This window comes from Exiguobacterium sp. s191 (genome assembly GCF_018618955.1).
Classification (GTDB): domain Bacteria; phylum Bacillota; class Bacilli; order Exiguobacteriales; family Exiguobacteriaceae; genus Exiguobacterium_A; species Exiguobacterium_A abrahamii.
The window spans coordinates 1,135,431-1,149,725 of the sequence record NZ_JACSNC010000001.1 but is presented as its reverse complement, the minus strand read 5'-3'; the positions used below and the strand labels follow the sequence as shown (position 1 = coordinate 1,149,725).

15 protein-coding genes are annotated in these 14,295 nt (G+C 45.2%); 13 read left to right on the top strand and 2 right to left on the bottom strand.

Annotated features, from left to right (window positions below; genetic code table 11):
• Positions 1–87 precede the first annotated feature (87 nt).
• From KNQ09_RS06205 to KNQ09_RS06185, 5 genes are all read left to right on the top strand, one after another.
• Positions 88–2,352, top strand: coding sequence for a DEAD/DEAH box helicase (locus KNQ09_RS06205; protein ID WP_064299682.1), 2,265 nt, complete (start codon positions 88–90; stop codon positions 2,350–2,352).
• A 17-nt stretch (positions 2,353–2,369) separates the two neighbouring features.
• Positions 2,370–3,554: a ribonuclease H-like domain-containing protein gene (locus KNQ09_RS06200; RefSeq protein WP_251138101.1), complete on the top strand. Its 1,185-nt coding sequence runs from the start codon at positions 2,370–2,372 to the stop codon at positions 3,552–3,554.
• Positions 3,551–4,111 carry an SLOG family protein gene (locus tag KNQ09_RS06195; RefSeq protein WP_023468608.1) on the top strand — a complete coding sequence of 187 codons (561 nt, stop codon included), beginning with the start codon at positions 3,551–3,553 and terminating at the stop codon, positions 4,109–4,111. The genes KNQ09_RS06200 and KNQ09_RS06195 overlap by 4 nt, the downstream gene beginning before the upstream one ends.
• A 5-nt stretch (positions 4,112–4,116) precedes the next feature.
• On the top strand, positions 4,117–4,431 hold the full coding sequence (gene gpsB / locus KNQ09_RS06190; protein ID WP_050677422.1) for a cell division regulator GpsB: 315 nt from the start codon (positions 4,117–4,119) through the stop codon (positions 4,429–4,431).
• Between the two features lie 129 nt (positions 4,432–4,560).
• Positions 4,561–5,115, top strand: coding sequence for a nuclease-related domain-containing protein (locus KNQ09_RS06185; RefSeq protein WP_214857893.1), 555 nt, complete (start codon positions 4,561–4,563; stop codon positions 5,113–5,115).
• Between the two features lie 44 nt (positions 5,116–5,159).
• Here KNQ09_RS06185 and KNQ09_RS06180 read toward each other — a convergent pair whose 3' ends face one another.
• Together KNQ09_RS06180 and KNQ09_RS06175 are read right to left on the bottom strand one after the other, a co-directional pair.
• On the bottom strand, positions 5,160–5,477 hold the full coding sequence (locus tag KNQ09_RS06180) for a hypothetical protein (RefSeq protein WP_214857891.1): 318 nt from the start codon (positions 5,475–5,477) through the stop codon (positions 5,160–5,162).
• A gap of 33 nt (positions 5,478–5,510) precedes the next feature.
• Positions 5,511–7,085, bottom strand: a complete 1,575-nt coding sequence (locus tag KNQ09_RS06175) for an FAD-dependent monooxygenase (RefSeq protein ID WP_050677419.1) — start codon at positions 7,083–7,085, stop codon at positions 5,511–5,513.
• An 88-nt stretch (positions 7,086–7,173) separates the two neighbouring features.
• Between KNQ09_RS06175 and yvfG the strand changes: the two genes are divergently transcribed.
• The 8 genes from yvfG to KNQ09_RS06135 all read left to right on the top strand — a co-directional run bounded on the left by yvfG (position 7,174) and on the right by KNQ09_RS06135 (position 14,073).
• Positions 7,174–7,395, top strand: a complete 222-nt coding sequence (gene yvfG / locus KNQ09_RS06170; protein ID WP_023468603.1) for a protein YvfG — start codon at positions 7,174–7,176, stop codon at positions 7,393–7,395.
• Positions 7,392–8,003, top strand: a complete 612-nt coding sequence (locus KNQ09_RS06165; protein WP_058704911.1) for an NUDIX hydrolase — start codon at positions 7,392–7,394, stop codon at positions 8,001–8,003. The genes yvfG and KNQ09_RS06165 overlap by 4 nt, the downstream gene beginning before the upstream one ends.
• A 60-nt stretch (positions 8,004–8,063) precedes the next feature.
• Positions 8,064–8,273, top strand: a complete 210-nt coding sequence (locus KNQ09_RS06160; protein ID WP_023468601.1) for a hypothetical protein — start codon at positions 8,064–8,066, stop codon at positions 8,271–8,273.
• A 348-nt stretch (positions 8,274–8,621) separates the two neighbouring features.
• Positions 8,622–9,257, top strand: a complete 636-nt coding sequence (locus KNQ09_RS06155; protein ID WP_064299685.1) for a 3D domain-containing protein — start codon at positions 8,622–8,624, stop codon at positions 9,255–9,257.
• Positions 9,258–9,441: 184 nt separating this feature from the next.
• Positions 9,442–10,173: an ABC transporter ATP-binding protein gene (locus KNQ09_RS06150; protein WP_214857889.1), complete on the top strand. Its 732-nt coding sequence runs from the start codon at positions 9,442–9,444 to the stop codon at positions 10,171–10,173.
• Entirely contained in the window at positions 10,170–11,687 is a 1,518-nt protein-coding gene (locus tag KNQ09_RS06145) for an ABC transporter permease/substrate-binding protein (RefSeq protein WP_214857887.1), read from the top strand. The genes KNQ09_RS06150 and KNQ09_RS06145 overlap by 4 nt, the downstream gene beginning before the upstream one ends.
• Positions 11,684–12,556, top strand: a complete 873-nt coding sequence (locus KNQ09_RS06140) for a diacylglycerol/lipid kinase family protein (protein WP_195864827.1) — start codon at positions 11,684–11,686, stop codon at positions 12,554–12,556. The genes KNQ09_RS06145 and KNQ09_RS06140 overlap by 4 nt, the downstream gene beginning before the upstream one ends.
• A 173-nt stretch (positions 12,557–12,729) precedes the next feature.
• On the top strand, positions 12,730–14,073 hold the full coding sequence (locus tag KNQ09_RS06135) for a sodium-dependent transporter (protein WP_214805123.1): 1,344 nt from the start codon (positions 12,730–12,732) through the stop codon (positions 14,071–14,073).
• Positions 14,074–14,295: the final 222 nt, after the last annotated feature.

Below are 14,295 nucleotides of genomic sequence, written 5' to 3'. Positions count from 1 at the left end.
GTAAAGTAGACAAGACCAAAGACGAGTAGTTCGTTCTTTGGTCTTGCCTCTTTTTTTGTATAATGAGAAGTGGAAGGAAGTGAAGGCATGCAAGCGAAACAAACGCTCGTTGCATTTCTCGAAGAATTGAAACAGGACCGCTCGTTCATGGAGCGGATTACGTATATGAAAACGATGGAAGCGACAGCTGGGCGGTATGTCGATTTTCCAGAACGACTACCGGAGCGTTTACGACAAGCTCTTCGAACACGTGGGATCACGCAATTGTACCGTCACCAAGGGTTAGCATTTGAACGTGTACAAGCGGGAGAGTCGACGGTCATCGTCACACCGACTGCCTCCGGAAAGACCTATTGTTTTAACTTACCGGTCTTATCGCATTTGTTAGAGCATCCGAACGCGCGGGCATTATATCTCTATCCGACAAAGGCCCTCGCACAGGATCAAAATAGTGAATTACTTGAACTGATCGATCAATTAGAGGCGCCGATCCGATGTTTTACCTATGATGGAGATACGTCACCGACGATTCGAACAAAAGTACGAAAAGCTGGTAATATCGTCATCACGAATCCGGATATGCTACATTCCGGCATCCTACCACACCATACGAAATGGATCGAACTGTTCGAGAACTTGAAGTATATCGTCATTGATGAATTACACACATATCGTGGTGTGTTTGGTAGCCATGTCGCCAATGTCATTCGTCGCCTGCGACGGATTTGTCGGTATTATGGTAGTGATCCCGTCTTCATCATGACGAGTGCAACGATCGCCAATCCGCAGGAACTAGCAGAACGACTGACAGAAAAAACAGTCGGTTTGATTGATGATAACGGTGCGCCAACAGGACGTAAACATTTTCTCGTCTATCAACCACCCATCGTCAACGCACAACTCGGCATTCGACGTTCAGCGACGCTTGAGACGAAACAACTGGCGATGCGCTTCATCAAGAAAAAGTTCCAAACGATCGTCTTTGCACGGTCACGCGTTCGCGTTGAAGTCTTGCTGACGTATCTACGAAGCATCTATCCTCATGAACTCGGTCCTCGATCCATCGAAGGGTACCGGGGCGGTTATTTGCCGAGTGAGCGACGGGATATCGAACGACGGTTACGTCAAGGAGAGATCACCGGTATCGTCTCGACGAATGCTCTCGAACTTGGTGTCGACATCGGGCAACTGCAAGTCTGTATCATGAATGGTTATCCGGGAACGATTGCTTCGCTCTGGCAACAGGCAGGGCGTGCGGGACGTCGACAAGATGATGCACTAATCATTCTCGTCGCTTCTTCCGGTATGCTCGATCAATATGTCGCAGAACGACCAGAGTTATTCTTGAATCAATCCCCGGAAGCAGCCCGACTTGATCCGGATAATCTGATCATTGCCGTCGATCACGTCAAATGTGCAGCGTTTGAACTGCCTTTTACGAAAGGAGAATCATTTGGGACTCTCGAGACGGAAGATATCCTCGAATACTTAGTCGAAGAGCGTGTCCTGCACGAACGTGGCGATCGCTTTTATTGGATGAACGATGCGTTTCCGGCTCATGGAATATCGCTTCGGTCGAGTGATCAAGAGAACGTCATCATCGTCGATCAGACCGAGGTACCGAATCGAGTCATCGGTGAAATGGATACGTTTAGTGCGATGACATTGTTACATGACGAGGCCATTTATCTTCACGGAGCCGATCAATACCAAGTTGAGCATTTGGATTTTGAAGAGAAAAAAGCGTTCGTCCGTGCCGTGGACGTTGATTATTATACGGATGCTAATTTTTCAGTCGACCTTTCCGTGCTCGAAGAAGATGAACAGTATGCAGAGGGAGAATATAGTGTTGCGCGCGGCGATGTCAGCGTCCGCGGAATGGCAACGATGTTTAAGAAGATTAAGTTCGGTACGCATGAGAACATCGGGTCTGGTCCGATTCACTTACCGGAACGAGAAATTCATACAACAGGTGTTTGGTTCACTTTACCCGATCACGCACGCTCTTCGACAGAGCTCGAACAAGTGTTAGAAGGGGTCGCGAATAGTCTCAGACGTGTCGCACCGCTTTATTTGATGTGTGATGCCAGTGATGTCTTCGTCGTGCCGCAAGTCAAGGCGACACACACGCAACAGCCAACTGTTTATCTATATGATCGTTATCCAGGGGGTGTCGGTCTCGCGGAGTCGATTTATAAGCAACGCGGTGTCATGTTGCGTGCCGCCCGTGATTCGATCGTCACATGCCCTTGTCAGGACGGTTGTCCTGCTTGTATCGGTATGGTTGGCGTATCAGATGAGAAAGAACGAACGATTCAGTTGTTAGCAGAAATGGAGAAGGAACTATCATGAAAAATCGTCTTAGACGTATGCTGAAATCTACATCAGACGCCGCAACGGAGGATCAAGTGTCTTCCGCTCCTGAAGTGGAGACGCTGAAGACACCAATCGGATGGACTGACGAACAGCAAGCCTGGATTGATCGTGGGGCCGATATCTTGACGTTCGAAGAAGAGTGGATTGTCAGGATCGACAAGCGATATGCATTAACAGATCGACATGGAGACCGAAGCTTTGCTGAAGTGTATGAGTCCTTACAATTGCCGCATCCGCCGCTTGCGTTAGATGTCCCGCTCGAGCAGGTCATTTTCTTTGATACAGAGACGACAGGATTACGAGGAACCGGAACGACGATCTTTTTACTCGGGTTCGCGCGCTTTGAGCAGGGCGGATTGCTGATGCGACAATATTTCTTACCGCATCCGCACTTTGAAGCTGCCTTTTACCATCACTTCCTGCACGATATCGGAGATGATGTCCGCTTTGTGACCTATAACGGGAAAAGCTTTGATTGGCCGCAAATCAAGACACGTCATGTCTTCGTTCGGGAACGTGTTCCTCGTTTGCCGAAAGTCGGCCATCTCGATTTACTTCATGTTGCGCGGCGAATCTTTAAAGGAATGTATGATTCCTATCGATTGACTGCGATGGAAGAGCGAATCGGATTTGAACGGGAAGGGGATCTACCTGGATTTTTGGCACCGATGCATTACTTCCAGTACGTCGAACACCAGCATCCGGATATCATGACAGGGGTCTTACAACATCATCTGGATGATTGTCTGACGCTTGTCGGACTGTATGATGCGTGCAACCGACTCGTCACACATCGAGCGGAGGCGCCTTCCCCAATTCAAGAAAACATCGCGATTTGGCTGGCAGATCTCGGAATTCATGAAGGATCACACGCTCATTTTCAACAAGTCAAAGAACTATCAGCAGAAGGATGGTTGCGCCAAGGATATTTGCATAAAAAAATGAAGAACCATGAACAAGCTCGAGATTGTTTCTTGAAGAGCGACAGTTATTTAGGGTATGTTGAGCTTGCGAAGTGGGCAGAGCACATTGCAAAAGATCCAGTGCTTGCTTATGATTATACGGAACGAGCACGACAACACGTCGAGCGACATCATTGGTTGATTACTAAAAAAGAACGAATCTTGGCAGAGCTGGATCATCGAGGACGTCGGTTGAAAAGGAAGTGTGACGCGTGAAAGTTGTCGCCATCACAGGATACAAACCCAATGAACTAGGTATCTTTGATCAAAAACACCCTGGTATCCGGGTCTTAAAGGCAGCCTATCGAGAGCGGATGATTCGCTTAATTGAGGATCGAGGCACAGAGTGGTTTATCACGAATGCCTCACCGGGTTGCGAAATCTGGGCATGCGAGGTCGTACTTGAATTAAAGGAAGAGTATCCCCATATTCGTCTCGGTATTCTTTTGCCGTTCTTGGAACAGGAAGCACGCTGGAAAGAGCCCGTTCAAGCCCAGTACCTTTCCATTCTTGAACAAGCGGACTTCGTCGAAGCAATCAGTCAGAAACCGTATACGGATCCATCGCAGTTACGGAATAAAACCGAGTTCATGATTCAAAAAAGCCAAGGATTATTGTCGGTATTTGATGAAGAACATGGAGGATCGGCGAAATTTTTAGTAGAGCGTGCTAGAATAGAAATGGAACAATCCGATTATCAGTTGTTTTTAATTACACAAGATGATTTATCTTGGCTCGAACAAGAATTACAATACAATGATCAGTGGGAGTGAAGAGGATGTATAAGCCATTGTTGACAGCGGACGATATTTACAAAAAGGAATTCAAAACCGGCCTCCGTGGCTATGTCATCGAAGATGTCGATGGATACTTGGATCAAATCATTAAAGATTATGAAGGATTCGAACGTGAGATCGAACGTCTCAAGAAAGAGAACGAGGCGTTAAAACAAGCACCAGCACAACCGGTAAGACGTGAAGAACGCCGCGTCGAACAAGCGGAACCACAAGTATCAAGTTCATCGAACTATGATATGTTACGTCGTATTTCGAATCTAGAGAAGGCCGTTTTCGGACGTCCGCACCAAGATTGACGCATCAAAAAAGACATTTCTGTCAGATCAGAAGTGTCTTTTTTATTTCCTTCTTTTTGAAAGAATCGTCATCTGAACGAAAACGGTGTTAAGATAACTAATAATACATACTACAAAGGATGATGAACCATGTTACAAGTCATGACTGCTTCTGTTCCTGAACCACCGCGCCGTCGTTTTTTTGCAAGTAAACAAGTGAGTACGACGACGAGTGAGACGGATGTACTCTGTAATGAAATCCGTCATGTTTGTCGTTTTGATTGGATGTTGTTTGATCGGATTCGTCTTTCTGACACGATTGTCATTCCTTTTGCGCTGATCGGACCAAAAGGATTGTTCCTCGTGTTACAAAACGATGCGGTCGTAGAATGGATGACGGAGGAATCTTGTCATGTCATGGATTCTGAGCATGGAAGAAAAGTGTTTGCACCTCATCCCATCCATCAGTCGAAACAAATCGTTCAAGCGGTTCGAAAAACGCTAAAAGAACAAGGGATCATCATTCCGATTCATGGCATTACACTTTTTCCGAATGCACCACAGATGCGGACGGAACGAATTAAATTCCCGACGGGGCACAGCTTTAAAGATGTGCGGGCGTTCATCGTCTCAAAGAAATCCTCCCCTGTTCAAGAGCAAGAACGAAAACAAGTTGCGTTTTATCTCGCGCAGCAACAGGAATGAACAAAGGCAGTGAAGCGCTCGCTTCACTGCCTTTTCGTTTGAATTCATCGTCTTGGTCGAGACGCAAGAATGTCTTCAGCTTGATCCAAGTCTTCTTTCAAGACATACACCGCTACGCGATCATCCAAGTCTTTACTGAAACGTCGGAATAAAAACGAAGTTTTGACGCCGCGTTCGACTCGAATCTCTAAGTCAGCTGCTTCGAGTCGCGCAGCGTCCTTTAATAAATCTTCTCTTTTTTCACCAAATGCTTCCCCGATTAGTGACCATCGAAGGTTTTCCTTCGTTCGTCTGCTGACGATGACGAGAAATGCAATGACTAAAAGAATGATTAAAACCGTTCGAACTAGCTGTATATCCATCTTTGCCTTCACCTCATTTACTATCATACCGAGTTAACGCGCATAAAGTAAACGTTCAACATAGCGGGCGAACGATTTACTTTTCAAACCTTGTTGGCGATACGCGATATAACCGTCAGGGCGAATTAAATATAATCCGGATTGCTTGATGCCAAAGCGTCGTGCCAGTTCACCGCCTTGATCGACGACACCATCCTCTTTAAGGGATTGATGGATCGGTACTGTCTCAAATAGATCGGGATAGGTATAGGCGAGTTCCTTGAATGGCTCAAGAAGATCATCGGTTGCATTTTTTGGTAAGAACAGTAGTAATAAGAAATTCCGATCGGCACGACGTAACAATAGTTCGTTCTTTTTCGTCCGCGGGTGAACGACTTCACTGTAAGGCATCGGTTCACCTGGTTTTGGTGTCAATGGACTAAAGTGTCCTTGTGTGACGAAGGTCGAACTCGCTGGGTAGTGGCTGTTAAGCTGTGCAATTCGGTTCGTCACGAAATGATGTAAGGGTGCGATCTTGAGACTATTTCGAATGACTTTTTCCTGCAAGGGCAATAAAAAAGGAATATTGATTTGCAAAAGTTCCGTCGCAAGATTGGTTGATCGTAAGATCCCTTGTGCCGCTTCTCGACGTTCGACGCTATAAGAATCAAGTAACGGAAAACTCGCCTTAAACTGATGGACACACCATAGTTTCCAAGCGAGGTTCATCGCATCAGCAATTCCGGTATTCATTCCTTGACCACCGACGGGTGAATTGATGTGTGCTGCATCCCCGATCAAATAAATCCGGTGGTGTCCGAATTTCTCGATAATCCGGTTATGGACGCGAAACATGGAATACCAATGGACTTTTTTGAGCTCAAACGGTACTTTGGCTCGATTTTGTAAAAAATCGTCAATCGCTTTATGGTCGGTCGGAACAGGTCCGCTCGTTAGATTGCCGGTAATCCGGAACAAGTTCGACTGAAGTGGGAAAGACTCGATGACGCCATGATCAGAGAAGAAGATATGAACCTCCTCAGAAGAGAGCGGCCAGTCGACCTCGATGTCAGCCAGTGCCCACGATTCTTTGAACGACTTTCCACTGAATGGGAGTCCGAGCTCTCGACGGACGAAGCTGTTCGCGCCATCTGCTCCGATAATGAAGGAAGCATCGACCGTCTCTGTTTCTCCTTTATGTTGTAAGGATGCAGTAACGAACGTTGGAAATTGAGCAAACCCTGTTAATTCTGTTTCGCGCTCGACTACGTGTCCATATGTGGCGAGTCGTGCTTCAAGAATCCGTTCCGTCTCACTTTGAGGTAACAGCGTGACGAACGGAAAGGGTGTGTTCAAATCCGTAAAATCAAGTTTTGCCTGCCATGCGCCATTGACATAGAGGTTTCCTTGATTGATTTTAATCGCATTCTCCATCAAGTCTTCTGCAACACCAAGCCTTGCGAACAACTCCAGAGAACGCGCTTGAATCCCAATCGCTTTTGAGACGACGGATGGTCCGCTTGCACGTTCGACGATGCGAAAGGATAATCCATAGCGCGAGAGTGCGAGTGCGAGTGTTAAACCGGTTGGTCCGGCACCGATAATGAGGACATCTAATTTTTTATTCACGGATAACCCCCCTTAATTTACATCTTAGCCAAAACTCGTTACCATTAAACTATTGATGACACGCTTGACGTGTGAAAGGATGAAACTTGTGAACGAACAACTTTTTACGACAGAACGATTGATTGCGAATTTTAAGGAATACATCCGTCAGAACGAGGCACATCTGACGAAACGACATGCCTTAAACGCCTATTACAAGACGGTAGCAGGATCGATTTTATCGGACCGGATTGCTAAGAATGCGGATCTCATCGTCCGTATGCGCCATCTGGAAGAGGCGTACCAACACGTTGCACAAGAAGGGCGATGAAACAGGTGAACTTAGCCGATATCCGAAAGCATTACGTAGATTCTGAAGAACGTTTACCTCGTCATGCGGCAGCCGTACTCGTTCCGTTAGTTGAGCAGGATGGCGAAGTCTATTTGTTATTTCAAGTACGAGCCAAGACATTACGTTCGCAACCAGGTGAAATCGCTTTTCCGGGTGGTCGGATCGATGGCGGTGAATTACCGAAAGCAGCGGCTATCCGTGAAACGGTCGAAGAATTAAATGTCAGTGCTTCTGAGATCGAAGTGATTGGAACGCTAGAACCACTCGTGACACCGAACCGGTCGATCATTTACCCGTATCTTGGCATTCTCCATGCGACAGACTTTAATCCTTCTCCGGCCGAAGTCGATCATGTGTTTCTCGTGTCATTAACGGAATTAATGACTTCGAAGCCGATTAAAGGAGATATGGAGTGGCGGATTCGCCCTGGTAAGGAAGTGCCGACCGAACGCATGGCGAATCGAGAAGCATACCTGGATCGTACGTATACAGTCACGGAGCATTTTTATGAGCACGGTGATTATCTGATTTGGGGATTAACCGCTAAAATCTTGCGCCAGTTCTTGGCTCAATTGACGCGTGACTAGCTTTTTCGGTCGTTATTTTATATGATTAACTGTAATTGAACGTGTCAGGAGATGAGTCAAATGGAAGAAACAGAAGAGTTATTCGATTATATCGTTGGCGATATGGTAAAAACGAAAGAAGGCTGGGTAGCAGAAGTAACGGCTGTATTGACAAATACGGTCGTTGGTGATGTATCCCACACGAAAAACTTTGAGGCACTCGGCTTAGAGTTCGAAAAACAAGTCTTATTAAAGTCAGAGATTGAATTGTTAGAACGTAAAACAAAATAATGTATGAAAGCACACCATATAATTGGTGTGCTTTTTTATGATCATCCAGTGAACTGAATAATAATGAAATCATACATTCTTTTAATTTTTGAAGAATTGGACAAAATGACTGAAAACATCGAAAAGATACATTTATTACAAAAGAGTAACAAAGACTAATTCGTAACAGAACGGTTACAAAATATAAAAACGTTGATACACAACGATTGAGAGCGTTTTTTGTAAGCGTGTAACCATTTCGTTACTTTTTGACAGATATATTTCAATTTATAGTGTTCGCTTTTCAAACTATTTGTCACCATGATACGTTGTGCGGGTCGTAAAACGGCGAGAAAGGTTGGCATCAACATGAAACGAACATCATTCCTTTTATCCCTTTGTTTAACGGGATTCATATTTATTCTTTTGCCGCATCATGAAGCATCGGCAGCACAAATCGGGATCGGTACGGAGAAGACGATCGTACAAAATCCATTAGAGATGAAACGCCAAGCTGCTCAAGAAAAGCGTGAACAAGCAGAGGCGAAAAAACAAGCGCGTCTAAAAGCCTTGGCTAAGCAAAAAGCAAAAGCAGAGCAAAAAGCAAAAGCAGCACAAGAAGCCAAAAAGGAAGCACAACAGGTAAAGAAACAAAGTCGAACACAAGCAAACGCTGACCGTTCCACAAAACGTACGGAAACATTTGAGACGACAGCATATACGACGAATCCAGAAAACAATGGAAGCCGTTTGTATAATGGTCGTGCCTTAACGGCATCGGGTTATGACGTCACGAATACGATTACATACGAAGGACGTCGCATCGTTGCTGTCGATCCATCGGTCGTACCGCTTGGAACTAAGGTACATGTAGAAGGTTTCGGCGATGCGATTGCGCTTGATACAGGTGGTGCGATTCGCGGGAAAATCATGGATCTTCTTGTCGGTTCAAAACAAGAAGCTTTAGAATGGGGTCGCCGTCAAGTCACGGTGACGTTCGAATAAGAGACGTATATGGTTAGGCGATGGATAGTTTCCATCGTCTTTTTTGTTTTGATGAAGAATATAATAACGAACTGTTCGATGTTGGATTTAGAAAACAGGGGAAAGAGTGAACGGAATAGGTTTTAGAATGTCTAAGAAAGGGGAATTTTACAAAGATAATAAACCGGGAAACGAGGGATGGTTCGTGATTGAATTCAAGGATGTCGGCAAAACGTATGCAGACGGAACAAAGGCAGTGCAACACGTGAATTTTACGGTTGAACAAGGCGAGATTTTTTGTTTGATTGGCCCTTCAGGGTGCGGTAAAACAACGACGATGAAAATGGTCAATCGATTGATTGATCATACGGAAGGACAAATTTGGATCGATGGTGAACCGATCATGTCGATCAATGAACATGAACTCCGTCGGCGAATTGGCTATGTCTTACAACAGATTGCCCTCTTTCCACATATGACGATTGAGGAGAACGTCAGCGTCGTGCCTGAGTTATTGAAGTGGAATAAGGAGAAAGTAGTACAACGGGTCGATGAATTATTTCGGTTGACTGGGTTAAATACCTCACTTAAGAAAAAATATCCAAGTGAACTCTCTGGTGGACAACAACAACGTGTTGGGGTTATGCGGGCACTCGCAGCAGAACAAGACGTCATCTTGATGGACGAACCATTTTCTGCGCTTGATCCCATTTCACGTGAACAACTACAAAATGATTTGTTGCATCTAAACGAAGAGCTTGGTAAAACAATTTTGTTCGTCACGCACGATATGAACGAAGCGTTGAAACTAGGCAGTCGTATCTGTCTGATGAACGCTGGAGAGATTGCTTTCATCGGTACAAAGGAAGAGGTATTAGCAAGTAACGATCCGTTCGTTCAAGAATTCATGCGTCAAGTCAGGGGGAGTGTCGAATGAATGGATTGATCGAAACGTATCAAGACCGGAAGACTGAATTGCTTCAAGCGTTGATCGAACATATCCAATTATCTGTTATCTCCTTGCTCATTGCCTGTGTAATCGCTATTCCGCTTGGGATTTACTTATCACGTAACAAACGTCTGAGTGAGTGGTCGATTGGTGTAACCTCTGTCATCCAGACGATTCCATCACTCGCGTTACTCGGTCTGATGATACCACTTGTCGGAATCGGTACAGTCCCGTCGATTATTGCACTTGTCTTGTATTCTTTATTACCGATCGTTCGAAACACTTATACAGGGCTTGCCGAAGTTGATCCTTCGATTAAGGAAGCGGCACGCGCATGTGGGATGACTCCGATGCAGAGCCTTTGGAAAGTCGAGCTCCCACTAGCTTTACCTGTTATGATGGCCGGGATTCGGACCGCGATGGTACTGATCATTGGTACGGCGACGATTGCTGCCTTGATTGGTGCTGGAGGATTAGGCTCGATCATTCTCCTCGGGATTGACCGTAACGATAACTATCTATTATTGCTCGGTGCGATTCCGGCAGCACTGCTCGCGCTTTTATTTGATGGCTTATTACGTCAAACGGAAGTAGCGACACGTAAACGACAAACAGCACGTCTCGTGACGGCAGTCGTCTTGATGGTTGCGATCGTCGTCGCACCTTTTGCCTTCGGTCGCAGTGAACGACCAGATCTCGTCGTCGCTGGAAAACTAGGTGTAGAACCGGAAATTTTAATGAACATGTATAAGATCGTCATTGAAGATGAAACGGATTTGACGGTACAAGTCAAACCGAACTTCGGGAAGACGACCTTCGTCTATAAGGCACTCGAATCAGGTGATATCGATGCGTATCCAGAGTTCACAGGAACAGTTCTCGCTAGTTTGACGAATGAAAAACCGAAGTCGAATGATGCAAAAGAAGTGTATGAACAGGCAAAAGCCGGTCTTGAAAAACAAGATTTAGCCTTGCTACCACCGATGAACTATAACAATACCTATGCTGTAGCTGTTCCAAAGAAATTAGCAGAACGCTACGATTTGAAGACGATCTCTGATTTAAAACAGGTCGCGAATCAGTTGACGGCTGGATTCACGTTAGAATTTAAGGATCGACAGGATGGGTATAAAGGGATTCAAGATAAATATGATGTCAATTTCCAGAAAGTCGTCACGATGGAACCAAAATTGCGCTATAAAGCAATCGAGTCAGGTGAGATCGATGTCATTGATGCCTACTCGACAGATCCGGAGATTGCGAAATACGACATGGTCGTCTTAAAAGACGATCAGCAACTATTCCCTCCATATGAAGGAGCTCCTCTTCTGCGACAAGAGACGATCGAGGAGTATCCAGAAGTAAAACAAGCACTTGAGCAATTGTCAGGTAAAATTTCAGATGAAGAGATGTCAAAAATGAATGAAGCTGTCGCATACGGCGGGAAGACGGCGAATGAGGTCGCCCGTGATTACCTGAAGAAGGAAGGCGTCATTCAATGAAACTTTTACTGATCAGTAACCCGACAGCTGGGACGAACGGCACGGGTTTACTTGGAGAAGTCATCGAACCATTAAGTACATTATTCGATGAAATCGTCATCAAGAATACGAAGCAAGCTGGAGATGCGATGCAATTTGCGGAAGATTCGTCCGCATTTGATGCGGTCGTCGTCATCGGTGGAGATGGAACGGTGTTCGAGACAATCAACGGGATCGCAAAACTGGATGATCGCCCGATACTCGGCATCATTCCTGGAGGGACCTGTAACGACTTCGCTCGAACGCTTGGTTTACCGATGGCTCCTCGGCTTGCTGCAGAAGCGATCGCGATGCAACACGTTGTTCAGGTCGATCTCGGACAAGTCGAAAATAGCTATTTCTTGAATTTCCTTGGTGTCGGTCTTGTCGCAGAGGCATCGATTGGCATCGATACAGAAGAAAAAGCACGCCTCGGGAAGATGGGATATTATCTATCGACGATTCGCTCAAGTCTAGAAGCACAACCCTTCGAATATGAACTGATTTTAGATGAAGGCCGTCACATGACCGGCGAAGCGGTTCTCATTCTTGCAGCAAACGGAGAATCGCTCGGTGGAATCGAGACGAACTTATCAGATGGAGCCTATAATGACGGCAAACTTGATTTAGTGATCGTCGATGAAGTAAACTTGACAACTATTCGAGATGTGATCCTTCAAAAAATTGGTCTTGCCAATGATCCTTCCTTTACACATATCTTGACGAGTGGGTTTCAGTTGAAAACAAAAGACGCAAAAGTCATCGATACAGATGGTGAGAAAGCCATCCATACGCCGGTTACGGTTAAAGTATTGCCGGAGTATCTGCGCATGTATGGAGGCACACAATAATATAAAGTAATGAATGAAAAGAAGGTCGTCATAAAAAACGGCCTTCTTTTTTATCTTTCAGTACATATATGCGGTTATGCTTTGACGCTTTAAAGAAAATATTTGATAAAGGATGACTTTCAATGATTCTTTCTGTACAATGAAAAAGTATTTTGAAAAGGAGGTGGAGCACCATGAAAGGAAACGCATGGGCTTCAAAAGTTGGATTTATTTTAGCAGCAGCGGGATCCGCCATTGGTCTGGGGGCCATCTGGAAATTCCCGTACACGACTGGAACGAACGGAGGAGGCGCGTTTTTACTCTTGTTCCTCGTGTTTACCTTATTACTTGGACTGCCCGTTTTAATTGCCGAGTTTTTAATCGGTCGTACGAGTGGAAAAACAGCACTTCAAGCGTTCTCGGCACTTGGTCATAAGAAGTTCACATTCATTGGTGTACTTGGTGTCATCGCTTGTTTCTTGTTGCTCTCTTTCTACAGCGTCATCGGAGGATGGGTCTTGATTTATACCATTCTTGGTTTCACAGGTCGCCTGACGACGATGGACAGTGGTGCGCTTGGTGAATTGTTCGGAACGATTTCCGCCTCACCGTTATATGTCATTTCAGGGCAATTGATTTTCCTCGCTTTGACATGTTGGATCGTCTTACGTGGTGTTCAATCCGGTATTGAAAAAATGAGTAAAATCATGATGCCATTATTATTCGTGTGCTTCATCATCCTTGTCGTTCGATCATTGACACTTGATGGTGCAATGGAAGGTGTTAAATTCTTCATACAGCCTGATTTTTCGGTCCTCAACCGAACTTCTGTCCTGAGTGCGCTTGGCCAAGCGTTCTTCTCCTTATCGCTCGGTGTATCGGCGATGCTGACGTATGCTTCCTACATGAAGGAACGTGGCGAGATTAATCGTTCCGCCGCATGGATCGTCGCGATGAATGTCGCCGTCTCATTATTAGCTGGATTCGCGATTTTCCCAGCTGTTTTTGCTTCGGGTCTTGACCCTGCAGAAGGACCGGCATTGCTTTTCATCGTATTGCCGACTGTTTTCAGTCAGATCCAGTTTGGCTCGTTGTTCTTAACACTGTTCTTCCTTCTATTTGCTTTCGCATCGATCACGTCATCGATTGCTATGCTTGAGGTCGTTGTTGCTTCATTAACGGATCGTAAGGAGAATGCGACATCGCGTGATAAAAAGCGGACGACATGGTTCGCGACACTTGCGATTGCGATCGTCGGAATTCCGTCCGCACTCTCGTTTGGTATGTTGAGTGATGCTCAATTCATGGGGAAAACGTTCTTTGACAGCGTTGATTTCCTTGTCTCGAATATTTTAATGCCGATTGGTGCTTTACTGATTTCGATTTTTGCTGGGTACAAGCTCGATCGTACTCTTGTCGAACAGGAACTCGTGACGAGTCCATTCATGAAAAAAATCGTACCTGTGTGGCGTGTGAGTGTTTGTTACTTGAGTCCAATCGCGATTTTGATCATCCTTGTATGGCCATTATTCGGATAATTGATCACTTTTTTAAGGTAGTCGACAATTTTGTCGACTACCTTATTTGTTGTCAAAAGAATCATGCGAAAGAAAGAACGGATAGTTCATTCTTCGGTCTGATGCGATATTTTTAAAAGTATGTTGAAATATAAATACACGAGGCATAACATTTCGCAAAAACGGGAAACTTTTTGTTAGACGTTACGTAATGTTAAAATAAAGACACGTAAACCTGATAGA

Coding starts and splice junctions, on each gene's coding strand:
- KNQ09_RS06160 (WP_023468601.1), top strand. CDS start 8,064: ATGGAAGAAACAGAAGAGTTATTCGATTATATCGTTGGCGATATGGTA.
- KNQ09_RS06145 (WP_214857887.1), top strand. CDS start 10,170: ATGAATGGATTGATCGAAACGTATCAAGACCGGAAGACTGAATTGCTT.
- KNQ09_RS06135 (WP_214805123.1), top strand. CDS start 12,730: ATGAAAGGAAACGCATGGGCTTCAAAAGTTGGATTTATTTTAGCAGCA.
- KNQ09_RS06180 (WP_214857891.1), bottom strand. CDS start 5,477: ATGGATATACAGCTAGTTCGAACGGTTTTAATCATTCTTTTAGTCATT.
- KNQ09_RS06155 (WP_064299685.1), top strand. CDS start 8,622: ATGAAACGAACATCATTCCTTTTATCCCTTTGTTTAACGGGATTCATA.
- gpsB (WP_050677422.1), top strand. CDS start 4,117: ATGTATAAGCCATTGTTGACAGCGGACGATATTTACAAAAAGGAATTC.
- KNQ09_RS06185 (WP_214857893.1), top strand. CDS start 4,561: ATGTTACAAGTCATGACTGCTTCTGTTCCTGAACCACCGCGCCGTCGT.
- KNQ09_RS06165 (WP_058704911.1), top strand. CDS start 7,392: ATGAAACAGGTGAACTTAGCCGATATCCGAAAGCATTACGTAGATTCT.
- KNQ09_RS06200 (WP_251138101.1), top strand. CDS start 2,370: ATGCTGAAATCTACATCAGACGCCGCAACGGAGGATCAAGTGTCTTCC.
- KNQ09_RS06140 (WP_195864827.1), top strand. CDS start 11,684: ATGAAACTTTTACTGATCAGTAACCCGACAGCTGGGACGAACGGCACG.
- KNQ09_RS06205 (WP_064299682.1), top strand. CDS start 88: ATGCAAGCGAAACAAACGCTCGTTGCATTTCTCGAAGAATTGAAACAG.